Origin of the sequence: Occultella glacieicola (genome assembly GCF_004353825.1) — a bacterium.
Taxonomy (GTDB): domain Bacteria; phylum Actinomycetota; class Actinomycetes; order Actinomycetales; family Beutenbergiaceae; genus Occultella; species Occultella glacieicola.
Map to the genome: position 1 here is coordinate 473594 of NZ_SMNA01000001.1, position 24245 is coordinate 497838.

Below are 24245 nucleotides of genomic sequence, written 5' to 3' on the forward strand. Positions count from 1 at the left end.
CATGCCCGACGGCGCAGCCCGGGTCCTGCAGGTCGGCCTCGCCGAGGTGCAGCACCTGTTGCTGCTCGGCGCGGACGTCACCGACGAGGAGGTCGAGGCTCTCGCGCTGAGCCGGTTCCCGGAGGCGGGCCGGGTGAACGCCACGACGCTCGCGCTCACCCCGACGGCCGCCATCGAGGGCCCGTGGGAGGTCGCCGATCCCGGCTTGCTCGGCGTCGGGGTCGAACTGACCCAGGCGTACGCGATCACCGTCCCGGCCGAGCGCGGCGACCCGGTACCCGAGCACCTGCGCGGCCTCGGCGGCATCCTGGACGCGTTCGCAGGGGGGCAGCCGCAGGGACACGAACTCGCGATCGTCGAGTTCGCCCAGGCCGCCGCCCGCCGGCTCGGTGGGACTCTGCGGGTGGCCGGGACCGGCGCCCTGATCGTCCCCGAGCCGGGCGTGGACCTGGCCGTGCACTCCGAGGTGTGGCTGCATCCGGACGCCCTCGTGCACGTGCTGACCCCGGCGCTGCCCGGGGTGAGCCTGGACCTGGGTGCGGACCCGGGGCCCGACGCGGGCGCGCACCGGGCGTCGCCGACGCCGCGGCCCGCAGCCGCCGCACCGGCCGGCACCGAGGAACTGGACGACGGCGAACGGGCCTGGATCCACGCGGAGGCCGACGCCTACGACGCGCATGCGCTCGCGGCCGAACCCGCCACCGAGGCCTACGGTGCCGTGTGCCCGTTGCCCGACGGCGGCACGATCGCCGTCGAGGTCGAGGCGGAGGTGTCCGTGCCCCTGGTGCTCGAGGGCCTGGACTGGGCCCGGTCCGGAGTGATCCGCTACGACGTGCGTTGGTTCCCGGTGGACCCCGAGGCCTACCACGCCGGGCCGACCGGCGCCCGGATGGTCGCCGCCCGGGACCGGGCCACGGCGCTCGTGGAGGGGGCCGCGCGGGCTCTCCTGGAGGCCATCGGCGGTGAGACGACGGACGACGACGGATTCCTCGTCGACCCGTGAACCGGGCCTGATCCGGACCAGTACCGGGCGCTCGACCGATCGCCGGACCTCACTCGGGCGAGCCCGGACCCGGCCCGTGGTCCGGCCCCCGGATCGCGGACGCCGGGGACGGGAGGGTCTCTCACCTTGGTAGGATCCGAACGGTTCCCATCCACTCCATCACGCCGCCCGAACAGGGTCGGCGTGCATGGCCGCACCTTCACTCCTTACAACCTAAGCACCGCCGGTTCCACCGAAATCCCCATTCGCGTGACGCCAAAGTTCGACTGACAATCTGACCACGCCCACTGATCAGGAGCGGACGTGCTGCAGCTACTCGCTTTGCACCTTCTCGCCGCCGTGGCTGCGCCTGCCATCATGCGGCGATTCGGTCGCAAGGGGTTCCTGCCGCTGGCGTTGGTGCCCGGGTCGGCGGCGGTCTGGGCGGTCGTGAACACGGGTGCCGTGGTGGACGGGCGCGGTCCCACGCTGGACGTGTCCTGGATCCCGGCGCTGGACATGTCGTTGTCCTTCCGGCTGGACGTCCTGTCCTGGCTCATGGTGATCCTGGTGGGCGGTGTCGGCGCCATCGTGCTCGGCTACTGCGCCTGGTACTTCGCCTCCGGTGCCAAGTTCCTGGGCCGGTTCGCAGGGGTCTTCGTCGCATTCGCCGGGGCGATGCTCGGGCTCGTCACCACGGACAACACGCTCGTGCTGTACGTGTTCTGGGAACTCACCACGGTGTTCTCCTACCTGCTGATCGGGCACTACTTCGACCGCAAGGGCGCCCGCCGGGCCGCGATGCAGGCGATCATCGTGACCACCCTCGGCGGGCTCGCGATGCTGTTCGGCTTCCTCATCCTCGGCGAGGCCGAGGGTGGCTCGTACACGATCTCCGAACTGATCGCCGCACCGCCGGCAGGCGGTGGGCTGGTGACCGCCGCGATCGTGCTGGTCCTCGTCGGCGCGATCAGCAAGTCCGCGCTCGTGCCGTTCCACTTCTGGCTCCCCGGGGCGATGGCCGCTCCGACACCGGTGAGCGCCTACCTGCACGCCGCCGCGATGGTGAAGGCCGGTGTGTACCTGGTCGCCCGGTTCGCGCCCGGCTTCGCCGAGACGCCGGTGTGGCAGTGGATGATCCTGCTCACCGGTGGCGCCACGATGATCCTCGGCGGCTACCGTGCGCTGCGTCAGCACGACCTGAAACTGCTCCTCGCGTTCGGCACCGTCAGCCAGCTCGGCTTCCTGATCCTGCTGGTGGGGCAGGCCGACCGGGCCGTCGCGCTCGCCGGGCTCGCCCTCATCGGCGCACACGCCATGTTCAAGGCCGCCCTGTTCCTGACCGTCGGCGTCATCGACGCCGCCGCCGGCACCCGGGACCTGCGCCAGCTCTCCGGGCTGGCCAAGCACCTCCCGTGGGCCACCGTGCCCGGGGTGCTCGCCGCGTTCTCGATGGTGGGGCTGCCCCCGTTCGCCGGCTACGTCGGCAAGGAGGCGGCCCTCGAGGCTCTCGTGCACCTCGATGACCCGATGTCCGTGGCCGTGCTTGTCGTCGTCGTGATCGGGTCCATCCTCACGTTCGCCTACGGGATGCGCTTCCTCTGGGGTGCGTTCGCCCGGAAGAAGGGCGTGCCGGACACGTCGGTGGACAAGGAGGCGACCGGTCTCTACGTGGCGCCGAACGTGCTCGCCTTCGCCGGGCTGTTCGCCGGCCTGTTCCCGGTGGCCGGAGAGACCCTGCTGGCGCCGTACGCGGACACCTACCCCCAGGGCGAGCCCGGGCACCTGACCCTCTGGGGCGGTTTCGGGATCCCGCTGCTGCTGACCGGTGTGATCATCGTGGCCGGACTGCTCCTGATGCTCGGCCGGACCGCGATCGAACGGGCCCAGGAGCTGGTCTCCGTCGGTCCGGACGCGGACCGGACCTACCGCGGCACGATGCGCCGGCTGGACAGCATCTCGGTCGCGGTCACCTCGATCACCCAGCGTGGTTCGCTGCCCGTCTACCTGGGCCTGATCCTCCTCACCACCGTGGTGATGATCTGGACCTCCGCCTACGCCGGAGGGCTGCGCATCGGTGCGCTCAAGCCCTGGGACTACCCGGTCCAGGCGGGGGTGGCGGTCGTGATCGCGGTGGCCGCGTTCCTGACCGCGCGGGCCCGGCGCCGGCTGAAGGCCGTGGTCCTGCTGGGCATCACCGGCTACGGGGTCGTGCTGCTGTTCGCGCTGCAGGGCGCCCCCGACCTGGCCCTGACCCAGGCCCTGGTGGAGACGATCACCCTGGTCGTGTTCATCCTGGTCCTGCGCCGGCTGCCGGCCTACTTCTCGAACCGGCCGCTCAAGGCGAGCCGGTGGTGGCGGGCGATCCTCGCGACCATCGTCGGGGTGACCGTGACGTTCGTGGCGCTCGTGATCCCGAACGCGCGGGTCACCGACACCATCGCGGAGCTGTTCCCCGAGGAGGCCTACAACTTCGGCTACGGCAGGAACATCGTCAACGTCACGCTCGTGGACATCCGGGCCTGGGACACGATGGGTGAGATCTCGGTCCTGCTGGTCGCCGCCACCGGTGTCGCGTCCCTGGTGTTCCTCCGGGCCCGGGCGGGCCGCGTCGAGCGGATCCGCGACCATGACATGGACCGGGGCTCGGTCTGGGCCAGCGACTCCCCGGGTGACGACGCGCTGGTACGGCGGTCCCGGACTCAGCCGGTGCGCAGCACCCGGAACCGCCGGTGGATCAGCGCCGGCGTCGCCCTCGCGCCGCACCGGCGGTCGGTGATCTTCGAGGTCGCCACCCGGCTGATCTTCCACACGATGCTCGTGTTCGCCGTCTACCTGCTCTTCGCCGGGCACAACTCACCCGGCGGTGGGTTCGTCGCCGGCCTGGTGGCCGGTATCGCGCTGACCGTCCGCTACCTGGCCGGCGGCCGGTACGAGCTCGGCGAGGCGGCGCCGGTCCTGCCCGGTCTTCTCCTCGGCAGCGGGCTGTTCCTCTCCGCCGGCGCCGGGGCTGTGCCGCTCGCGTTCGGCGGTGTGGTGCTGCAGTCCGCGGTGATCGACTTCCACCTCGGCTACCTCGGCGACGTGCACCTGGTCACCACACTCTTCTTCGACATCGGGGTGTTCCTGGTGGTCGTCGGCCTGATGCTGGACATCCTGCGCTCGCTCGGCGCCGAGGTGGACCGCCAGGGCGAGGCCGAGGGCCGCGCGGCGCCGGACGTCGCCCACGACTCGCCGCGATCCACCGCGGACGATGCCCAGCCCCTCGAGGACGCCCTGGCCGGAGGTGGCCCCCGATGATCGACATGACACCGAACGTCACCCTCGCGATCGTGGTCGGCGTCCTCGTCGGTACCGGGGTGTACCTGCTCCTGGAGCGCAGCCTGTCCCGCGTCATCATCGGCGTGACCCTGATCAGCAACGGCGTGAACGTCCTGATGCTGATCGCCGGGGGAGCCGCCGGCGGTCCACCGCTGATCGGTAGCGGTCCCAACGAGGAGATGGCCGACCCGTTGCCCCAGGCGATGGTCCTCACCGCGATCGTCATCAACCTCGGCCTGACCGCCTTCGTGCTCGCGATGGCCTACCGGAGCTGGCAGCTGCACGGCCATGACGAGGTGCAGGACGACCTCGAGGACCGCCGGATCGCGCGCCGCGCCGAACGCGGTGCGGTGGACCGGCGAGCGGACGACGTCGGCACCAACCTGGCCATCGAGGCCGCCGAGGCACGTGACGAGACCGAGGAGGTACCCCTGGTCACCGGACACGGGCCGCAGCTGGGTGCCGAGGACCACGAGGTCAAGGGAGAGCGATCATGACCTGGCTCGTCCCGCTACCGGTCGTCGTCCCGCTGATCGCGGCCGGCCTGGCCCTGGCCATGTCCCGGCGCCCGCGGGTCCAGGGCGCGATCTCGGTGGCCGCCCTGAGCATCGTGCTCGCGGTCGCCATCGGCCTGATCTTCGTCACCCACACCCAGGGCCCGCAGGTCGTGAACGTCGGTGGCTGGTCGGCGCCTGTGGGGATCGCGCTCGTCGGTGACCGGCTCTCCGCCCTGATGCTGCTCGTCTCGGCGATCGTGCTGCTGTGCGTGCTCCTGTACTCGCTGGCGCAGGGCATCGCCGACGGCAACGAGGGTGCGCCGGTCGCCATCTACCACCCGACCTATCTGGTCCTTTCCGCCGGGGTCGCCAACGCGTTCCTGTCCGGGGACCTGTTCAACCTCTACGTCGGGTTCGAGATCCTGCTCGCGGCCTCGTTCGTCCTGCTCACCCTCGGTGGGACCGGCGAACGGATCCGGGCCGGGTCGATCTACGTCATCGTCTCGCTGCTGTCCTCGGTGCTGTTCCTGATATCGATCGCGATGATCTACGCGGCGACCGGCACGCTGAACCTCGCCCAGCTGTCCGAGCGGCTGCTCGAGATCGACCCCGGGGTGCGCCTGGTCCTGCAGGTGATGCTGTTGATGGGCTTCGCGATCAAGGCCGCGGTGTTCCCACTCTCGGCCTGGCTACCCGATTCGTATCCGACGGCGCCGGCCCCGGTCACCGCCGTGTTCGCCGGGTTGCTGACCAAGGTCGGGGTGTACGCGATCATCCGGATGCAGACGTTGCTGTTCACCGACGGCGCCCTGGACACCGTCCTGATGTGGGCGGCGCTCCTGACGATGCTCGTGGGCATCATCGGCGCCGTGGCCCAGGACGACATCAAACGTTTGCTGTCCTTCACGCTGGTCAGCCATATCGGCTACATGATCTTCGGGATCTCGCTGGCGAACCAGACGGGACTGTCCTCGGCCATCTTCTATGTGGCCCACCACATCACCGTGCAGACCGCGCTGTTCCTGGTCGCCGGCCTCATCGAGCGCCGTGGCGGGACCACGTCGCTGGAGAAGCTCGGCAGCCTCGGCAAGTTCGCGCCGGCCCTAGCGATCCTGTTCTTCGTGCCCGCGATGAACCTGGCCGGGATCCCGCCGATGTCCGGCTTCCTCGGTAAGGTCGGCCTGCTCCAGGCGGGCCTGGAACTGGGGTCGCCGCTGGCCCTGGCGACGGTCGCCGGCGGCCTGCTCACGTCCCTGCTCACGCTCTACGCCGTGGTCAAGGCCTGGAACAAGGCGTTCTGGCAGGACGCCCCCGAGAAGCTGCCCGGCGACAGCACGCCGCGTTCGATGTTCGGCCCGGCCGCGGTCCTCGCCGCCCTCGGGGTGCTGTTCGCGGTGGTCGGCGGCCCGCTGTACCACTACACCGACGCGGCGGCCCGGGACCTGCAGGCCCAGACCCCGTACGTCGACGCGGTGCTGGTGCATGGCGACCGGGGCGAGGGCGACTCCGACGCGGCCGGGGGTGACGACGGATGAGGGTGAGTGGATCACGCAAGTGGCTCGAGAAGATCCCGATGGTGCTGTGGCTCACGGTGCTCTGGGTGCTGTTCTGGGGCGACCTGAGCCTGGCGAACGTGCTCGCCGGCGCGCTGATCGGGCTCTTCGTGATGACCGTGATGCCGATGCCGCGGATCGGCTTCGAGGGCCGGGTCTCCTTCATCGGTACCGCGATCCTGCTCGGGAAGTTCGCCGTCGACGTCCTCCTGGCCTCCGTGCAGGTGGCCCGCCAGGCCCTTAGGTTCGGGCACGACCCGCACGGCGCGGTGATCAGGGTGCCCCTGCGGTCCCACTCGGACCTCTACCTGACCCTCACCGCGGTGCTCTGCTCCCTGGTGCCCGGTTCCATCATCGTGGAGGCGCACCGGCTGTCCGGCACCCTGTACGTGCACGTCCTGGATGTGCCGGCCGCGGGCGGGATCGCTAAGGCGAAGGCGGACGTGCTCGCCCAGGAGCGACGGGTGCTGTACGCGCTCGCGACCGACGCCGACATCGCCGAGGCGGGGCTGCCGCCCCGGCCGTGGAAGCGGGGCCGCACCGACGGGCCCGACCCGACCACCGCCGTCGGGCCCTCCGGCCCGGCCGGCGACGACCAGGCGGTGACCCGATGAGTGTGGGTGTGCTGATCACGTGCGGGGTGCTGCTCACGGCGGCCGCCATACTTGCGATGAGCCGGGTGGAGCGCGGGCCGAGCATGCTCGACCGGATCGTGGCGATCGACGTGATGGTGGCCGCGATCATCGGCTGCCTCACCATCCTGTCGGCCTGGACCGGACGCTCCGACCTGGTGCCGGTGCTCATGGTGCTCGCCCTGGTCGGGTTCGTCGGGTCCGTGACGCTGGCCCGGTTCGCGGCCGCCGAACCCGAGGAGGAACGCCGCATCCTCACCCCCGAGGAGATCGCCGAGGCGGACGCCAAGGTGCGGGCCGAACTGGAGGAGGAGTCGTGAACGCCTCGGACGTCGTCACCGTCGCCTCGTCGGTGCTCCTGGTCCTGGGGAGCCTGCTCACCCTGATCGCCGCCATCGGCGTGACCAGGTTCCCGGACCTGCTCGCCCGCATGCACGCCGCGACCAAACCCCAGGTGCTCGGCCTGGTGCTGATGATGACCGGCCTGGCCCTGTCGCTGGGTGACTCACAGCTGGGGTGGAAGCTCACCCTGGTGGTGCTCTTCCAACTGATCACCGCGCCCGTCTCGGCGCACATGGTCGGGCGGGCCGGCTACCGCACCGGCAAGGTGCGTTCGGACCTGCTCGTGGTCGACGAACTCACCGAGGACCTGCGGGCCGCTCGCGAGGAGACGGACCGCGAGCAAGCGGGCCGCTGACCCGTCGTCGGGCGCCGGTGACCACCGGTGCGGGCTGCTCAGCCCTTCGTGAGGTCCCCGGAGGACAACCACTTACCGGCCGTCCGGGTGGCGAACGTCCGCGCGAACGCGACCACGGCGCCGCTGACCGCCGCGAACACCACGAGTTCGGTCAGGCTGATCTCGCCATCGTCCGCCGTGGGCGGCTCGTGCCCGGTGACGCCCTTCCAGGCCAGTTCGATGACCTTGTTCGCGGCGAACCCGGCGGCGATGGCGGCGACGGTGGTCACGATCTTCTGGGCGTTCATGCGGGCTCCTCGGATTGCGGGTCGGCGCCCCCAGCCTATCCGTCAAGGACCGCGCACCGCCCGGCGAGGCGAGCACCCGGGCGCGGTGTACGGTTGAGCCCACAAACGACAGGGGAGCGCGACAGCGCTGAGAGTGCGGCCCGCCGCAGACCCTCGAACCTGCACCGGTTAGCACCGGCGAAGGGAGTCGAGTCTTCTCTCCCAGGTGGCGTTCACGCGCCATCTGGACCCCTTCTCAATGTCCGTTGAGGAGGAAGCACATGTTCCATCACACACACGCTCCGGGTGCCGCACCCGCACGCCGCCGCCGCGCCGCTGCCGGCCTGGGGGCGGTCGCGGTGTCGGTCGGGCTGGCGCTCGCCGGTTGCTCGCTGACCGGGGGCGACGGCGCCGGAGAGTCCAGCGAGGACGGTGGCGGCGGCCTGCTGCGGGTCGTCACGCACGACTCGTTCAGCCTGTCCGAGGACCTGATCGCCCAGTTCGAGTCCGACTCCGGCTACACGCTGGAGTTCAGCGCCCCCGGTGACGGCGGCGCCCTGGTGAACCAGCTGATCCTCACCTCGGACGCCCCGCTCGGGGACGTCGCGTTCGGCGTCGACAACTCCTTCGCCAGCCGCGCCATCGACGCCGGGGTCTTCGAGCCGTACACACCCGGGAACCTGCCGGCCAGTGCCGAGCAGTACCTGGCCGACGACGCCGGCTCGCTCACCCCGATCGACGTGGGCGACGTCTGCCTGAACGTCGACCACACCTGGTTCGCCGAGCACGGCATCGCCGAACCGGCCACCCTCGAGGACCTGCTCGCGCCCGAGTACGAGGGGCTGACCGTGGTGTCCAACCCGGCCACCTCCTCCCCGGGGCTCGCCTTCCTGCTGGCCACGGTGGGCGCGTTCGGCGAGGACGGTTGGGTGGACTACTGGAGCCAGCTGGCCGCGAACGGGCTCAAGGTGGTGCAGGGCTGGTCCGACGCCTACTCCGTGGACTTCTCCGGCTCCTCCGGTCAGGGCGCGTACCCGATCGTGCTCTCCTACTCCACGTCGCCGGCGTTCGAGGTGGCCGAGGGTGCGGACGCCGCCCCCACCGGAGCCCTGCTGGACACCTGCTTCCGGCAGGTCGAGTACGCCGGGGTGCTGGCCGGGGCCGAGAACCCCGAGGGGGCCAGGGCATTCATCGACTTCCTGCTCTCCGCCGGGGTGCAGGCGGACATCCCGGGCCAGATGTACGTCTACCCCGTGGACGACAGCATCGACCTGCCCGAGTCCTGGACCGCGTTCGCGCCGCTCGCCCCCGAGCCGTTCGAGGTCGCGACCGAGGAGATCGACGCGAACCGGGACGCGTGGATCGAGACCTGGACCGACACCGTGATCGGCTGAGGAACCGAGCGATGTCCGGCCACGCGAGACCCGCGACGAGGCGCCCCGGCGGCCGCGCCGGCACCCTCCGGTGGGGCGGCGCGCTCGCCTGGGTGACGGCGGGTGCGATCCCGCTCGTCTTCCTCGGCGTGTTCTTCGCGTGGCCGGTCGCGACCCTGGTGGGACGCGGGTTCGTCACCGACGGGGCGCTCGACCTCTCCGGCTTCGCGGAGGTCTTCGCCCGCCCGCGGACCTGGCGGATCATCCGGCTCACGCTCGTCCAGGCGCTGCTCGGCACCGCGGGTTCGGTGCTGCTCGGGCTGCCCGGCGCGTACGTGCTGTACCGGCGCACGTTCCGGGGCCGGGCCCTGGTGCGGGCGTTCGTCACGGTGCCGTTCGTGCTGCCGACCGTGGTGGTGGGCGTCGCCTTCCGGTCACTGCTGACCGAGGGCGGGCCGCTCGGCTTCCTCGGGCTGGACGGGACCTTCACCGCGATCGTCCTGGCGCTCGTGTTCTTCAACTACACCGTGGTGGTCCGGACCGTCGGCGGTCTGTGGGAGCGGCTCGACCCGCGCACCGAGCAGGCCGCCCGGGCTCTCGGCGCACCGCCGTGGCGGGCGTTCCTGACCGTGACGCTGCCCGCCCTCACCCCGGCCATCGTGTCCGCGGCGTCCGTGGTCTTCCTGTTCTGCGCCACCGCGTTCGGGGTGGTCATGGTCCTCGGCGGCACCCGGTACGGCACCATCGAGACCGAGATCTGGGTCCAGACCACCCAGTTCCTGGACCTGCGCACGGCGGCCGTGCTGTCCGTGGTCCAGCTCGTCGTGGTCGGGATCTCACTGGCCCTGTTCTCCCGGGCCCGGGCCCGCCGCGAACGCGCGCTCGACCTGCAGGGCGCCCGCCGCGACGAGCGGGCCGCGCAGCGGCTACGCCTCTGGGACGGACGCCGCCCCGGCGGTGACCTCTTTCCCACCATGGTGACCTCCGCCGTCGTCGGGGCCCTGCTCGCCCTACCCCTCGGGAACCTGCTCGTGCGCTCCCTGCGCACCCCGGACGGGTGGGGCCTGGGCAACTACGCGGCGCTCGGCACCACCGGCGGGGACAACGCGCTGACCGTCCCGGTCTGGGAGGCCGCCGCGAACTCGCTGCGGATCGCCGTGGACGCCACCCTCCTCGCCGTGCTGATGGGCACCCTGGTCGCGCTCGTGGTATCCCGCCGGCCCCGCAACCCGGTGGGCAGGCGCGCGGTGTGGTGGCTGGACGCCGTGTTCATGCTGCCGCTGGGGGTGTCCGCGGTGACGGTGGGGTTCGGGTTCCTGATCACGCTGAACCACCCGCCGCTGGACCTGCGCAGTTCCGCGATCCTGATCCCGATCGCGCAGGCGGTGGTGGCGATCCCGCTCGTGGTGCGCACCGTGCTGCCGGTGCTCCGGGCGATCGACCCACACCTGCGGGAGGCGGCCGGCGTCCTCGGCGCGGCGCCCTGGCGGGTGCTGCTGACCGTGGACGGGCCGTTCCTGATCCGCTCCCTCGGGCTCGCGATCGGGTTCGCGTTCGCGGTCTCGCTCGGGGAGTTCGGGGCCACGTCGTTCCTGTCCCGCCCGGACCGGCCGACGCTCCCGGTGGTCATCTTCAGGCTGATCGGGCAGCCGGGACCGGAGAACTACGGGATGGCGCTCGCGGCGTCCGTGGTGCTGGCACTGCTCACCGCGACCATCATGGGTGTGGCCGAACGGCTGCGCCGCGAGGGCGCGGGGGAGTTCTGATGGGTGGTCTGGGTATCGCCGGTGCCGTGGTCACCTATGCCGGGACGACGGCGGTGGCCGGGGTCGATCTGGACGTGGCGGTCGGTGAAGTGGTCGCCCTGCTCGGGCCCTCCGGGTGCGGCAAGTCCTCGCTGCTGCGCGCGGTCGCGGGCCTCGAGCCGCTCGCTGCCGGTCGGGTCGCGTGGGACGGGGCGGACCTGGCCGACGTCCCGGTGCACCGGCGAGGGTTCGGGCTGATGTTCCAGGACGGCCAGTTGTTCACGCACCGCGACGTCGCCGGGAACGTCGCCTACGGTCTCGAGATGGCCCGGGTGCCCGCGGCCGAGCGCCGGGACCTGGTGGACGAACTGTTGGAGCTGGTCGGCCTGGCGGGCTACCAGCGGCGCCCGGTGGCCACGCTGTCCGGAGGCGAGCAGCAGCGGGTCGCACTGGCCCGCTCGCTCGCGCCCCGACCCCGGCTGCTGCTCCTGGACGAGCCCCTCTCGGCCCTGGACCGGGCCCTGCGCGAACGCCTCGCCAGCGACCTGCACGACATCCTCCGGCGCGCCGGCACCACCTCCCTGTACGTCACCCACGACCACGACGAGGCCTTCACCGTCGCCGACCGGGTCGCCGTGATGCGCGCCGGGGAACTGGTCCAGGTGGGCACCCCAGCCGCGCTGTGGGCGGCCCCCGCCGACTCCGACGTCGCCGCGTTCCTGGGGTACCGGGTGGTCCGGGTTGGCGGTGGCGGGCGGCTCGGGCTCGGGCCGCAGGCGCTCCAGGTGGTCGGGGTCGTCGCCGCTTCCTCGCACACGCCCGGCCCGCCCGGCTCGAACGATGACGGCGACCTGACCGGGCGAGTCACCGCCGTCGGATTCTCGCGCGGGCGCACGACCGTGACGGTGGACCTGCCCGACTGGGGCGAACAGCGCGCCGTCGCCGCCGGCGTCGCCGCGATCGAGACCGGTGACCTGGTGCGGCTGCGCCTGGACCCGGCCGGCCTCGTCGACCTCTGACCTGCCCAAGGACATGGCGCGGACGCACCCGCGTCCAGGCCCGGGCTGCGCGCCGAGCGAGCGGCAGTGGCCAGACCTGCTCTTCCGCGTGTAGCGGCGGCGGGCGTTCTGGCCCGGGTCGGCTGAGCGTGCGGAAGTGGCAGCCATAACGGCACTCTCGATCGCGCGGCTGGACGCTGGTGGCGTGGCTCACGGGAATACCGCTGGCGCTCTCGCGTTGCTGGGAGTACGATACTTGAAGAGTCAACTAATAAGGAGCCGGAGACATGGCCACGATCGCCCACCACGATCAACTCGCACAGGACACCGCCATGGGCGTCGTGGACCTCATGGTCCGCGACCTCGACGCGATGATCGCCTACTACTCGACCGGCGTCGGCCTCGACGTGATCGCCCACGAGGGCCCCAGCGCCATCCTCGGCCGCGGGACCACGCCAATCATGCACCTGCGCCAGGAGAAGGACCTGCCCGAGTTCAACCGGCGCGACGCCGGCCTGTTCCACACCGCGATCCTGTTCGACACCCAGGCCGGGCTCGCCGGTTCGGTGAACTCAACGGCCCGGTTCGCACCGCGCAGCTTCACCGGGTCCTCCGATCACCTGGTCTCGGAGGCGTTCTACTTCGACGACCCCGAGGGCAACGGCGTCGAGCTGTACTGGGACCGCCCGCGTGAGGTGTGGACCCGCACCGCAGGCGGTGGCGTGCAGATGGCGACCCTGCCGCTCGACCCGAACGCGTACCTGCGCGACCACCTCACCGACCAGGCGCTGACCAAGCCGGAGCTCGCCGTCGCGAACATCGGACACGTGCACCTGCAGGTCGGTGACATCGACGTCGCCGAGCAGTTCTATGTCGGCGTGCTCGGCTTCGACGTGATGGCCCGGTTCGGCGCCCAGGCGCTGTTCGTTGCCGCCGGCGGCTACCACCACCACATCGGCATGAACACCTGGAACAGCGCCGGCGCCGGCCCGCGGGCCGCCTCGCTCGGCCTCGGCCAGGTCAGCATCGAGGTGCCGACCACCGACGACCTGGACGCGCTCGCCGCCCGCCTGGCCGCGCAGGGGATCGAACGCCGCCACGACGGTGCCGTGCTCCGGTTCGACGACCCGTGGAAGACCCTCGTCGAGGTTCGCCCCACCGCCGTCTGACCGGAGCCTGGCGGCACCGCCGGGCCCGTCCGATCCTGACCCCAAATGGTGCCCGAAAGGGCGTATCGGCGGTCCGGGCGGGACGCTCATCATGTGCTATGAGCCATGGAGACGCAGACGCAGGAGTGATGACGCCCCGGTCCCAGTTCTACGACCAGGGCAAGTTCGGCAGGTTGTTCCCCACCCTGCCCCCGTTCGCCTCGGACACCCCACTCATCCGGGACGCGCTGACCGACCTCGGCGCGCCCGGTGGGCCGATGGATGCCGGTGATCTGGTGACCGACCCGATCGCGTCGATCACCGACCCGGTCCTGAGCGAACACAACCCGGACAACCCGACGATGACGGCGGGGATGACCTTCCTCGGTCAGTTCCTCGACCATGACATGACGTTCGACCCGACTTCCAGCCTGGCCCGTCGGCAGGACCCCGAGTCGATCCGCAACTTCCGGATCCCCGCCCTGGATCTGGACAGCGTCTACGGCGGTGGGCCGGGGGTCTCGCCGCACCTGTACGACCGCTGGGTCGACCGTGGCCAGACCACCTTCCTCGTCGACCCGATCCCGGGCTGCGAGCCGTTCAGCGTGGACGGCACCACCCGCTACGACGTTCCGCGCAACGCCCAGAACACCGCCATCCTGGGCGACCCGCGCAACGACGAGAACCTGATCGTCGACCAGTTGCACCTGGCGATGCTCAAGTTCCACAACGCCGTGGTCGCGGACGTGCGGGACGAACTCGGCAGCGCCTACTCCGCCGAGGACGTGTTCGCCGAGGCGCATCGTGAGGTGCGCTGGCACTACCAGTGGATGGTGCTGCACGAGTTCCTGCCGCTGACGATCGGCGCGGACCTGTGCACCGACATCCTCACGAACGGGCGCAAGCACTACAGCTGGCGCAACTCGCCGTACATCCCGGTGGAATTCTCGGTCGCTGCCTACCGGTTCGGGCATTCGCAGGTGCGGCCCACCTACCGCGCGAACTTCGGGACCAGCGCCATCGACACCGCCCAGCAGTTCTTCGCGCCGATCTTCGACCCCGCCAGCACCTCCGACGATCCGGACGACCTGCGCGGTGGGTGCCGTGCGCCACGGCGGTTCATCGACTGGCAGACGTTCTTCGACTTCGGCGATGGCCGGGCGCGGCGTAACAAGAAGATCGACACGACACTCTCGACGGCCCTGTTCGCGCTCATGGGTCAGACCCCCGGACAGTCGACCTCGCTCGCCGCCCGGAACCTGCTGCGCGGCCTGACCATGCAGGTGCCGTCCGGGCAACGGGTCGCGAAGGCCATGAACTTGCCGCTGCTCGATCCCGCCGACCTGGCGGACGTGGAGGCCACGGCGCTGAAGGGACGCACGCCGCTGTGGTTCTACATCCTGCGGGAGGCGGACGTGGTGGCCGACGGTGTGCATCTGGGGCCGGTAGGCGGACGGATCGTCGGTGAGGTGTTCACCGGGCTGATCGAGGGTGACGCGAACTCCTATCTCAGCCAGGACCCGGAGTGGCTGCCGCGATACGGCACCGGGGACGGGTTCACGATGGTGGACCTGCTCACCAAGGCGGGGGTGGTCGCCGCGCTCGCCTGACCCGCCCTGTGCCTGAGACGGAGGCGGACCCACCTGAGATGCTGGGGCCATGACGAACCTCGAGGTGCGGCCGACCGAGACGCTCGCGACGCCGTCGGGCACCTGTGAATCGCGGTTCGAGGTGTTCGACGCCCGGGAGGTCCCGCTCGGCGGGATCCGCGGCATCCTGGTGCGCCGGACCCTACCCCAGCGAGCCCTGCCGACCGTCGGCGGGTGGTGCTTCCTGGACCAGTTCGGGCCGTCCACCGATGTGCCCATGGAGGTACTGCCGCACCCGCATACCGGGCTGCAGACCGTGACCTGGCCGATGTCCGGCGAGATCCACCACCGCGACAGCCTCGGCAACGACGTCTGGGTCCGGCCCGGCGAGCTGAACCTGATGACCTCCGGGCGGAACATCTCGCACTCGGAGTTCTCCGAGCCGGGGGAGCTGCTCGGGCTGCAGTTCTGGGCGGCACTGCCGAGCGGGGCCGCCGAGGGCGAGCCCTCCTTCCAGCAGGTGAGGGACCTGCCAGTGCTGGAGGCCGACGGCGTCCGGATCATCGTGTTCGTCGGTTGCCTCGGCGGGGTGGTATCGCCGGCGGTCGTGCACACGCCGCTGCTCGGCGCGGACGCCGCGTTCGGCTCCGGAGCGCGCTCCACCCTCGCACTCCGCCCGGACTTCGAGCACGCGGTCCTGGTGATCTCCGGCAGCCTTGTGGTCGACGGCCGTGACCTCGAGCCCGGACCGCTCGCCTACCTCGGTGCCGGCCGGTCCGACCTCACGCTCGCGGCCGGACCCGACGGCGCCCGGTTCGTCCTGCTCGGCGGCACGCCGTTCGAGGAGGACCTGGTGATGTTCTGGAACTTCGTGGGCCGCTCCCACGAGGAGGTCGCCGCCGCCCGGGCGGACTGGCAGGCGGATGCCGACCTGCCGCCGGAGCAGCGCCGGTTCGGGTTCGTGGCCGGCCACGGTGAGCAGCGCATCCCGTCACCGGACCTGCCGAACGTGCGGCTGTCCCCCCGGCGACGCCGCCCCGCCAGTTAGCCCAGGGCAGCGCTGACATAGCACCTCCTACCCTGAGATCGCACCGTCGCGCGGTGCGATCTCAGAGTGGGAGGTGCTATGTCAGCGCTTTGGGGGGAGGCGGGTCGGGTCAGAGGGCGAGCTGCCAGGCCGCCCAGACGCTGGCCTGGCGGAAGCCCAGAGCCACGTTGATGTCGAGCATGTAGTTGTTCTCCTCGGCGTTCCAGGTGTGCACCCGGCGAGCGGCGGGGACCTCGCGGGCGATCAGCTCGAGGTTCGCGGCCTTGACCAGCATGCCCAGGCGCTTGCCCCGGTGCTCGGCCAGCACCAGGGTGTTCTCCTGGTAGAGCACGTCCGGCTTGCCCGGTGCGGTCTCGATCTCGGTGTAGCCGGCGAGGGTTCCGGTCGGGACGTGACGGGCGGCCGTGGTGTAGGTCATCTTGCCCATCGCGGCCCGGACGGAGTCGAGGTTGGCGACCCGGTCGGCGTCCCACACCTCCTCCTGCAGGTCGAGGCCGGCGGACGGGGCGTCCGTGCTCATCCGGGTCTGCAGCACGCAGTATTGCTCGACCCACTCCTGAGGTACCGGGCCCATCCAGGTGACCAGGTCGTAGTCCGACCCGGCCTTCGCCCGCGCCTGCTGCCGGAACCGGACCAGCGTGTCCGGGTCCACGGGCAGCGGCAACTGCGAGTGGCGTTCCACCTGCTCCAGTGCGAAACCGCGGGCCAGTGCGAACCGGGCCCCCGGGGTGCTGCCGTCGAAGCGGCCGGTCCCGGTCGGCGGGACCAGAGCGTCGGGGGACGCGGCGTCCGGCTCGGTGGTGATGCCGGCGTCGGCCATCACCTTGGTGCGGCCGGCCCCGCGGGCGATCGCGACGGCGGCGTCCCAGAGCTGAGCGCCGAGTCCGTGCCGCCGCGCCGTGGCGAGGACCTCGACCTCGATGAACGCCATGTGGGTGTTGTCCTTCAGCGGCAGGTAGACCCAGGCGGCGCCGAGGACGGAGTCGGGGTCGCCGTCGGCGGTGTTGGCGTCGAGGCCGACGAGCAGGTGCTTGCGAGCCGTCTTCTGGTTCGCGCGGGAGGCGGTGATGGTCTCGGCGGAGTCGGCCAGGTCGGTGTTGCCGAGGATCTCGAGCACGCCGGCGGCACTGACGGCGGTGGCGCCGCGCACCCGCCAGTCGGGGGCTTCATCGGATCGGGCGGGCGTCGGTGCCTCGCTGATCCGGAACGTGGTGGCGATCGTGTCCATGACCTCAGGGTGATCCCGCACCGGGCCGGTGCGCCAGACATTTACCCGCCCGACGGCGGCCGCCCTCGGGGGCAGTTCTGCCCGTGGGCGGCGTCCGCTGCGCGCGGCGCGCGTTGTTACGCTGCTGGACGTTTGCCAGTACCGGCGCACGACCGGCCCAGCGCCGGTCGAACCGCCGGTCGATCACCACCGACAGGAGGACCACATGGACGGGAACGGCTTCTTCCCGGGAGGCATCTGGATCCTGTTCGTGGTGATCTTCGCGGTGCTCGCGATCATCGGCTGGCGGGCGAACAAGAAGCGCCAGGAACGGCTCCGGGCGTTCGCCGCCCAGCGTGGATGGGTCTACACGGCGAACGTGCCCACCCTCGTGAACCGGTGGCAGAGCCCGCCGTTCCGGCAGGGCAGCTCCCGGCGGGCCAGCGAGGTCCTCACCGGGACCTTCCACGGTGAGCAGATCTCCAGCTTCACCTACACGTACACGACCGGCAGCGGGAAGAACAGGACCACGCACCACTACCACGTGGTGTCCCTGCATCTACCGACGGCCCTGCCCGGACTCCAGCTGACCCCGGAGGGCGCGGGTACCGCGATCGCGAAGTTCTTCGGCGGCCAGGACATCGAGTTCGAGTCCGCGGCCTTCAACGACGCCTGGCGGGTGAGGGCCTCCTCCGCCCGGTTCGCCTACGACTTCATACACCCACGGATGATGGAGCGTCTGCTCCAGGGGGACGCGGTCGGTCGGTCCATCACCGTGGAGGGGGAGGACATCTACCTCTGGGCCAACGGCCGGCAGCAACTCGCCTACATCGACGCGTACCTGAACCTGCTGTACGGGATCGTCGACCGGGTCCCCCGGCACCTGTGGCTCAACGTGGGCCACGACCCGCTCGCGGAGTAGCGGTGGACCTGACCCCCGCATTGGCAGCCTTCGCCATCGTGGCCCTGGTGTTCGGCGGCGTGGTCGCGGCCGTGGTCGGCCTGGTGCTGCTGGTCCGGCGCGCGAACCGCCGCCGGCGGGCCGCGAACGCACACTGGGCCGCCTCGCGCGGCTGGCGCTACGACCCCCAGGTGCACGGCCTGGAGCGCCGCTGGCAGAGCCCGCCGTTCGGGCAGGGCAGCAGGCGCAGTGCGACCGACGTCTTCACGGGCCTGTTCCACGGCCGGCAGGCCCTCAGCTTCACCTACACCTACGTCACGAGCAGCGGCGAGAACAGCACCACGCACCACCACCACGTGCTCGCGTTGCAACTGCCGGTCCCGCTGCCGTGGCTGCAGCTCAGCCCGGACGGCGCGGGCTCATCGATCGCCAAGTTCTTCGGTGGCCAGGACATCGAGTTCGAGTCGGCGGCCTTCAACGAGGTGTGGCGGATCCAGGGCCCGCCGGGCCAGTACCCGTTCGACTTCATCCACCCGCGTCTGATGGAGCGCCTGCTGGCGCCGGACGCGGTCGGCCGGCACATCACCGTCGAAGGGCGCGACCTCCTGTTGTGGGTCCACGGGGCGCAGCAGATCCAGAACATCGACCCCTACCTGAACCTCCTCTACGGGATCGTCGAGGCGATCCCCCGGCACCTGTGGCTGAACATGGGGTACGACCCGCTGGCCGGAGTGGTCGACGCCTGATCAGCGGCGGATCAGTCCACGACGGCGTGCGGCGGCGGTTGCCGCGGTCCGCGAGTCCACGCCGAGCTTGGTGAAGATGTGCACCAGGTGGGACTTCACGGTCGCCTCGGAGATGAACAGTTCCCGGGCGATCTGCTGGTTCGAGCGCCCGTCCGCCACCAACGTGAGGACCTGCGTCTCGCGCCGGGACAGCGACTGGTCCGGGGTGCGCATCCGGTCCATCAGCCGCAGGGCGACGGCGGGCGCCAGCGCGGACTGCCCGGCCGCCGCGGTCCGGACCGCGGCGAGCAGCTCGTCCGGCGGCGCGTCCTTGAGCAGGTACCCCGAGGCGCCCGCCTCGACCGCCGCGAGGATGTCCGCGTCGGTGTCGTAAGTGGTCAGGATGAGCACCCGGGGGGCCGCCGACAGCGCGGTGATCCGGGCGGTCGCGTCCACGCCGGCCATCTCGCGACCGAACTGCAGGTCCATCAGCACCACGTCGAGGCCGGGTGGCTGGGCCGACGTCAGGTCGACGGCTGTTCGCACCGCCTCGTCGGCGGTGCCGGCCTGGGCGACCACGCGCAGGTCCGGCTCGGTCTCCAGGACGGCCCTCAGCCCGGCGCGCACCACCGGGTGGTCGTCCGCGAGCAGGATGGTGATCATGTTCGTGGTCCTTCCGCGGCCGCGTCGTCGGGCCCGACGGCGGAGCCCGGGTGAGTCCGTCCGGCGGCGGTCGCCCGTTCGGTCGAGCCGGTCGAGGGCGTCGAGCCGGTCGCGTCGGCCGCGCCTGTTGCATCCGATCCGATCGGGAACCTCACGGCGACGGCGGTGCCGCCTCCCGGAGTGGACTCCACGGTCAGGCTGCCGCCGAGCTCGGCGGCCCGGGACCGCATCGACGTCAGCCCGAACCCGCCGTCGGGCCCCGGCCTGGGGTGCTCGACCCCGGCGGCGGTGAGGCCGCCGGACTCGAATCCGACGCCGTCGTCCACCACGTCGAGGGACACCTGCTGGTCCATCACCGTCAGGGTCACGGTGGCCCGGCCGGCCCGGGCGTGGCGGGTGGTGTTGGCCAGGGCGGACTGGGCGACCCGCAGCAGCGCGACCTCCACCGGGGTCGGCAGGGCGATCGGCCGGCCCTCCAGGTGGAACGCGACCGGGAGCGCCGCGCGTTCGGTGGTACGCGCACAGAGCCGCTCCAGGGCCGCGACGAGGGAGCCGCCCTGCAGGTCCGCCGGGGCGAGTGCGGCGACGAGACGGCGGGCCTCGCGCAGGTTCTCCTGTGCGGTGCTGCGGGCCTGCTCCACGAGGTCGGCCACCTCGGCCAGATCGGATCGGCCGGGGAGGTCGGAGCAGACCCGGAGCCGGCGGCCGGACGCCAGCAGCAGGAGCTGGATGCTCGACAGGCCCTGGGCGAGCGTGTCGTGGATCTCCCGGGCCAGGCGCTCCCGTTCGGCGAGCACGCCCTGCTCGCGTTCGGCAACGGCGAGCTCGGCCCGGGTCTGCAGCAGTTCGGCGATCAGTGCCCGGCGCCGCTCCGACTCCGCGCTCAACTGCCCGAAGCCCCACACCACGGCCACGGCCACGGCCGCGCCGAGGAACGGGCCGATCGCCATCGCCGGGGTGAACGCCGGCTGGTGCCAGGCGAACCCGGCCACCGCCGCGACGGCCGTCAGCGCCACCAGGACCAGGCCCGTGCGCCAGGAGAGCAGGTGCAGCAGCAGGAAGAACCACGCGAACGCCAGCCAGATCGCATCCGGGGTGAGCCAGAGCAGCACCAGCCAGGCCAGGAGCAGCACCGCGAGCCAGAGGCCGGCTGCCCGAGATCCCGGCCGCACGGCCGGCGCCAGCGGGCCGACCGCGTACACCAGACCCACCACGATGGCGATGACCATGACCCCGACCGGTGTTCCGCCGTCGGCGGCGAACGCCCGCGCGACGGCGAGGACCAGCAGCGCCGCGACCAGAAGGTGCAGGCACAGCCGCAGCAGCCACGGCACGGCCGAGGTGCCGGCGGACCCGGTGGCGCGTTGCCTGGTCGGCATGGCTGGCAGGGTCGGCAGGGTGGTCATGGCCGTCTCAGCCTACGGAGCCGCAGGGGGCGCGGCATCCGTCGAACGTTGGATCGCGTGCTCCGACCATCGCTGCCCGCGGTGCCGTCCGGCGGGCGATGTGGGGCAGGGGGCCCGAGCGGGACGCTGATCGAGGTCGCCCACCCGGCGGCCCGGCCCGCCCCCGTGCGGCCCCACGATCCACAGCCTGGAGATCACTCGTGTTCGTCGCCCTCAGGGACCTGAAGTTCGCGAAGGGACGGTTCGCCCTGATGGGCGCCGTCGTCACCCTCATCACCTTGCTCGTCGTGCTGCTGTCCGGGCTCACCGCCGGCCTCGGCCGCGAGAACGTCTCGGCCATCACGGACCTGGACGCCGACCACCTGGTGTTCGCCGCACCCGCGCAGGGGCAGGACATCTCGTTCTCCGACTCCGTGATCCCGGCGGGCACGCAAGAGGCCTGGACCGGGGTCGACGGCGTCGCCTCGGTCGAGCCGATCGCGCTCGGCATGTCCCGGGTGGAGTCGGGCGAGCGCTCCACCGGCGTCGCGTTCTTCGCCGTCGGCGGCTCCTCCACGCTGCCGCCGGCGGCCGTGCGAGGCGGCGAGGTGGTGCTCGCCGAGCAGGCCGCCGAGGATCTCGGTGTGGTCGCCGGCGACACCGTCGCCGTCGGTGGGACCGAGCTCGAGGTGGCCGCGGTCGCCGGGCGGGACTCCTACTCCCACGCCCCCGTCGCGTGGATCTCCACGGCGGACCGGCCGACGACCGGCGCCGACCCCACCGCCGCAACCGTCCTCGCGATCCACGCCGGCGCCGCGGACCTCCCGGCGGCGGACGCCGACCTCGGCACCGAGACCGTCACCGTCGCCGACTCGCTGAACGCGATCGGCTCCTACTCCTCCGAGAACGGCTCCCTGCAACTCATGCGGGGGCTGCTGCTCGCCATCTCCGCGCTCGTGATCGGTGCGTTCTTCACGGTCTGGACAGTGCAGCGCAGCCCCGAGATCGCGATCCTCAAGGCGGTCGGCGCGTCCACCGGCTATCTGTTGCGCGACGCCGTCGGGCAGGCGTTCGTGCTGCTGCTGTTCGGGACCGGGCTCGGCGCGGCGCTCGCCGCCGGTCTGGGGGCGCTCGCCTCGGCCGCGGTGCCGTTCGTCCTCGACCCGGCCACCGTGCTGCTGCCGGCCGCGCTACTGGTGGTGCTCGGCCTGGTCGGGGCGGCCGCCTCACTGCGCCGGATCGCCACTGTGGACCCACTGACGGCGCTCGGCAGCGCCCGCTGAACCCCCAACCCCACCTGACCAGGAGAACCGCCATGACCATGCACCTCAACGACGTCACCCTCACCTACCCCGACGGGGACGGCCGCCTCACCGCTCTCGACCACGTCACCGTGCACGCCGAGCCGGGTGCGCTCACGGCCGTCGTCGGACCGTCCGGCTCGGGCAAGTCCAGCCTGCTGGCCGTGGCCGCGACCCTGATCACCCCGGACTCCGGGCAGGTCCTGCTCGACGGCACCGACCTGGTCGGGCTGAGCCGGGCGCAGCGCACCAGCGTCCGGCGCAAGCGGATCGGCATCGTGTTCCAGTCCGCGAACCTGCTCGCCTCCCTGACCGCGCTCGAACAGCTCACCGTGATGGCGCACCTCGCGGGCGGGGTGACCACGGCGGCCGGCGAGCGAGCCGCGGAACTGCTCGACGCCGTCGGGCTCGCCGCCCGGGCCGACCGCCGCCCGCACCAGCTCTCCGGCGGACAGCGCCAGCGGGTCACGATCGCCCGTGGGCTCATGAACGACCCGTCCGTGCTCCTCGTCGACGAGCCCACCAGCGCGCTGGACACCGAGCGCGGGGCCGCGATCCTGGACCTGCTGCGCCGGCTCACCACCGAGCGTGACCTGGCCACGATCGTGGTCACCCACGACCGGGACCACCTCGCCCACGCCGACCAGGTCGTCGAGATCACCGACGGCCGGGCCCGCGTGCTCGCCGCGGCCTGAGCACCGCGCCGAGCGTCCCACCGGAGCCGCCGAGGTAGTCACCTGGCCCTCGATTCAGTCCCGAACACCTGGCTGACTCGAGGGCCGGCCGACGGTCTCGGCGCATGGTGCCGCCGCGGCAGTCAGGTCAGGTCCCGTCGCTGCGGTCGTGCCCGGTCCGCCCCGATCGACCCTCGGTGCTACCCGCCGCGGCGTCGTAGAGTGGAAACCCCACCCCAGCGGCCGAGATCGAGGTGAGTGCAGATGCCCGCCGAGACGATCACCGCTGCCACCGAGTTCGTCGTCACCACCCTCGCCGTGCTCGCCGGCACCGCTGCCGTGGGCGTCGCGGCCGTGGGCACCACGTTCTGGCTGGTGGTGCGTCGGGTGCGCCGCTCGAAGGCGCTTCGCCGCGGCATGGACCGCGGGCTGCTGGGCGCCCGCAGTGTGATGTCCGACGGCGCAGGTCGCCACGGCGCACGGCTCCAGTTGACCATCGCACGGGAGCGGGAGGCGACCGCGAGGGCCCTCGCCGCGGCCGGGGCGCAGGGCCGTCCGGTCGGGGACCTGCCGGCCATCGCCGAGCAGTTGGAGTCGGTCGCCGACGGTCTCGACGAACGGCTCCGGCTCGTCGAGCGGGAACCGGATCCGGCCCTGCGGGACCGGATCACCCGGCGGCTCGCGGGCGAGGTCGGCGAGTACCAGCGGCTCGCCACCGGGCTGCGGGAGTCGGCGATGGGCAACCACAGCGCCGCCGCGGAACTGGGAGCGGCCGCCGATCGCCTGCAGATCGAGGGTGAGGCGCTGCGGACCTGGGACGTCCACCGCGCGGAGCGCGACGCCCTGCCGGACTCCGGGACGGGTGGTCGTGGCTGAGGGAAGCATCCGGGCCCGGCTGGTCCGCCTGGTTCGGGTGCGCCGAGCCGGCACCCCCACGGGCGACCCCGCCGAGCGGCTCGCCGCGCACCTGTCCGAACAGCAGGCGCTGCTGGCCACCGCCCGGCGCTCGCTCGTGGAGCTGGCCGTGAGCAGGCGGCGCACGGATCTGCAGGCGGGACGCGCCGACGACGAGGCCCGCGCCGCCACCGAACGGGCTCGGCGGGCTGTGGCGGACGGGCAGGACACGATCGCCAGGCGGCACCTGAGCGACGCCGTCGACGCCGAACGGCGCCGGGACGCCCTGCGGCAGCGGTTCGGCGTCCTGGACGGCCAGGTCACCCACCTCGAGCAGCGTCTCGACCTGCTCGAGTCCCAGTTGGGACAGGCCACCGCGCAGCTGCACGACCTGCGCGCCGACCGGGACGCGGCGACCGCCGCCCTGAACATCCAGTCCGCGCTCGGCGCCGCCGGTGGTCAGACCGATCAGACCGCGCAGGCGCGCGACCACCTGCGCCGGATCCAGGCCGAGACGGCCGCCCGGGACGAGATCGCCTGGGACGACCCTGACTCCCCGCAGGTGCGGGCCGCGTTCGCGGACCTGGAGCGGACCATCGCGGCGAACCAGCGGCTGATCACCGGGCTCGACCACCCGCAGGGCTAG

23 protein-coding genes and 1 riboswitch are annotated in these 24245 nt (G+C 71.9%); of the genes, 19 read left to right on the top strand and 4 right to left on the bottom strand.

The genetic code is table 11. The annotated features are described in order from the left end of the window. Window position 1: 1 nt before the first annotated feature. The 7 genes from EXU48_RS02155 to mnhG all read left to right on the top strand — a co-directional run bounded on the left by EXU48_RS02155 (window position 2) and on the right by mnhG (window position 7682). A complete protein-coding gene (locus EXU48_RS02155; protein ID WP_133105913.1) occupies window positions 2–1003 on the top strand; it encodes a hypothetical protein in 1002 nt (333 codons plus the stop codon). Window positions 1004–1360: 357 nt separating this feature from the next. Beyond that, window positions 1361–4282: a Na+/H+ antiporter subunit A gene (locus EXU48_RS02160; RefSeq protein WP_235856786.1), complete on the top strand. Its 2922-nt coding sequence runs from the start codon at window positions 1361–1363 to the stop codon at window positions 4280–4282. Next, the gene (locus EXU48_RS02165; protein WP_207947584.1) at window positions 4279–4800 is read left to right on the top strand and encodes a Na(+)/H(+) antiporter subunit C; all 522 of its coding nucleotides are present in this window, start codon (window positions 4279–4281) and stop codon (window positions 4798–4800) included. The genes EXU48_RS02160 and EXU48_RS02165 overlap by 4 nt, the downstream gene beginning before the upstream one ends. Beyond that, window positions 4797–6335: a Na+/H+ antiporter subunit D gene (locus EXU48_RS02170; RefSeq protein ID WP_133105915.1), complete on the top strand. Its 1539-nt coding sequence runs from the start codon at window positions 4797–4799 to the stop codon at window positions 6333–6335. Before EXU48_RS02165 ends, EXU48_RS02170 begins: the two co-directional genes overlap by 4 nt. Window positions 6336–6337: 2 nt before the next feature. Next, complete coding sequence (locus tag EXU48_RS02175; protein WP_235856787.1) at window positions 6338–6967, top strand: Na+/H+ antiporter subunit E; 630 nt, start codon at window positions 6338–6340, stop codon at window positions 6965–6967. Beyond that, on the top strand, window positions 6964–7305 hold the full coding sequence (locus tag EXU48_RS02180) for a monovalent cation/H+ antiporter complex subunit F (protein ID WP_133105917.1): 342 nt from the start codon (window positions 6964–6966) through the stop codon (window positions 7303–7305). The genes EXU48_RS02175 and EXU48_RS02180 overlap by 4 nt, the downstream gene beginning before the upstream one ends. Beyond that, the gene (mnhG, locus tag EXU48_RS02185) at window positions 7302–7682 is read left to right on the top strand and encodes a monovalent cation/H(+) antiporter subunit G (RefSeq protein WP_133105918.1); all 381 of its coding nucleotides are present in this window, start codon (window positions 7302–7304) and stop codon (window positions 7680–7682) included. The genes EXU48_RS02180 and mnhG overlap by 4 nt, the downstream gene beginning before the upstream one ends. A gap of 38 nt (window positions 7683–7720) precedes the next feature. Here mnhG and EXU48_RS02190 read toward each other — a convergent pair whose 3' ends face one another. Continuing rightward, window positions 7721–7969, bottom strand: coding sequence for a DUF4235 domain-containing protein (locus EXU48_RS02190; RefSeq protein ID WP_133105919.1), 249 nt, complete (start codon window positions 7967–7969; stop codon window positions 7721–7723). 100 nt (window positions 7970–8069) lie between these two features. Continuing rightward, window positions 8070–8172: riboswitch (TPP riboswitch) on the top strand. A gap of 57 nt (window positions 8173–8229) precedes the next feature. On the opposite strand from EXU48_RS02190, the gene EXU48_RS02195 reads away from it, so the two are divergent. The 6 genes from EXU48_RS02195 to EXU48_RS02220 all read left to right on the top strand — a co-directional run bounded on the left by EXU48_RS02195 (window position 8230) and on the right by EXU48_RS02220 (window position 15849). Beyond that, the gene (locus tag EXU48_RS02195; protein ID WP_133105920.1) at window positions 8230–9342 is read left to right on the top strand and encodes a thiamine ABC transporter substrate-binding protein; all 1113 of its coding nucleotides are present in this window, start codon (window positions 8230–8232) and stop codon (window positions 9340–9342) included. Window positions 9343–9353: 11 nt separating this feature from the next. Next, window positions 9354–11087 (top strand): ABC transporter permease, encoded by a 1734-nt coding sequence (locus tag EXU48_RS02200; RefSeq protein ID WP_133105921.1) that lies wholly within the window; start codon window positions 9354–9356, stop codon window positions 11085–11087. Beyond that, window positions 11087–12085 carry an ABC transporter ATP-binding protein gene (locus EXU48_RS02205; RefSeq protein WP_133105922.1) on the top strand — a complete coding sequence of 333 codons (999 nt, stop codon included), beginning with the start codon at window positions 11087–11089 and terminating at the stop codon, window positions 12083–12085. The genes EXU48_RS02200 and EXU48_RS02205 overlap by 1 nt, the downstream gene beginning before the upstream one ends. A 266-nt stretch (window positions 12086–12351) precedes the next feature. Then, window positions 12352–13233: a VOC family protein gene (locus EXU48_RS02210; RefSeq protein WP_133105923.1), complete on the top strand. Its 882-nt coding sequence runs from the start codon at window positions 12352–12354 to the stop codon at window positions 13231–13233. A gap of 128 nt (window positions 13234–13361) precedes the next feature. Continuing rightward, window positions 13362–14822 carry a peroxidase family protein gene (locus EXU48_RS02215; RefSeq protein WP_235856788.1) on the top strand — a complete coding sequence of 487 codons (1461 nt, stop codon included), beginning with the start codon at window positions 13362–13364 and terminating at the stop codon, window positions 14820–14822. 49 nt (window positions 14823–14871) lie between these two features. After that, window positions 14872–15849 carry a pirin family protein gene (locus tag EXU48_RS02220; RefSeq protein WP_133105925.1) on the top strand — a complete coding sequence of 326 codons (978 nt, stop codon included), beginning with the start codon at window positions 14872–14874 and terminating at the stop codon, window positions 15847–15849. A 109-nt stretch (window positions 15850–15958) separates the two neighbouring features. Here EXU48_RS02220 and EXU48_RS02225 read toward each other — a convergent pair whose 3' ends face one another. Further along, window positions 15959–17077, bottom strand: coding sequence for a GNAT family N-acetyltransferase (locus EXU48_RS02225; protein ID WP_133105926.1), 1119 nt, complete (start codon window positions 17075–17077; stop codon window positions 15959–15961). Window positions 17078–17282: 205 nt separating this feature from the next. On the opposite strand from EXU48_RS02225, the gene EXU48_RS02230 reads away from it, so the two are divergent. Then, the gene (locus EXU48_RS02230; RefSeq protein WP_133105927.1) at window positions 17283–17978 is read left to right on the top strand and encodes a type III secretion system chaperone family protein; all 696 of its coding nucleotides are present in this window, start codon (window positions 17283–17285) and stop codon (window positions 17976–17978) included. A 2-nt stretch (window positions 17979–17980) separates the two neighbouring features. After that, entirely contained in the window at window positions 17981–18703 is a 723-nt protein-coding gene (locus EXU48_RS02235; protein WP_133105928.1) for a hypothetical protein, read from the top strand. Here the strand turns inward: EXU48_RS02235 and EXU48_RS02240 are convergent, their stop codons facing one another. Next, complete coding sequence (locus tag EXU48_RS02240) at window positions 18704–19345, bottom strand: LuxR C-terminal-related transcriptional regulator (protein WP_133105929.1); 642 nt, start codon at window positions 19343–19345, stop codon at window positions 18704–18706. Further along, window positions 19342–20751, bottom strand: a complete 1410-nt coding sequence (locus tag EXU48_RS02245) for a sensor histidine kinase (protein ID WP_235856789.1) — start codon at window positions 20749–20751, stop codon at window positions 19342–19344. Before EXU48_RS02245 ends, EXU48_RS02240 begins: the two co-directional genes overlap by 4 nt. Before the next feature lie 200 nt (window positions 20752–20951). On the opposite strand from EXU48_RS02245, the gene EXU48_RS02250 reads away from it, so the two are divergent. The 4 genes from EXU48_RS02250 to EXU48_RS02260 all read left to right on the top strand — a co-directional run bounded on the left by EXU48_RS02250 (window position 20952) and on the right by EXU48_RS02260 (window position 24245). Continuing rightward, a complete protein-coding gene (locus EXU48_RS02250) occupies window positions 20952–22013 on the top strand; it encodes an ABC transporter permease (RefSeq protein ID WP_133105930.1) in 1062 nt (353 codons plus the stop codon). A gap of 32 nt (window positions 22014–22045) precedes the next feature. Next, on the top strand, window positions 22046–22726 hold the full coding sequence (locus EXU48_RS02255; protein ID WP_133105931.1) for an ABC transporter ATP-binding protein: 681 nt from the start codon (window positions 22046–22048) through the stop codon (window positions 22724–22726). Window positions 22727–22969: 243 nt separating this feature from the next. Further along, window positions 22970–23581 (top strand): hypothetical protein, encoded by a 612-nt coding sequence (locus tag EXU48_RS24410; protein ID WP_165962656.1) that lies wholly within the window; start codon window positions 22970–22972, stop codon window positions 23579–23581. Further along, the gene (locus EXU48_RS02260; RefSeq protein ID WP_165962657.1) at window positions 23574–24245 is read left to right on the top strand and encodes a PspA/IM30 family protein; all 672 of its coding nucleotides are present in this window, start codon (window positions 23574–23576) and stop codon (window positions 24243–24245) included. The genes EXU48_RS24410 and EXU48_RS02260 overlap by 8 nt, the downstream gene beginning before the upstream one ends.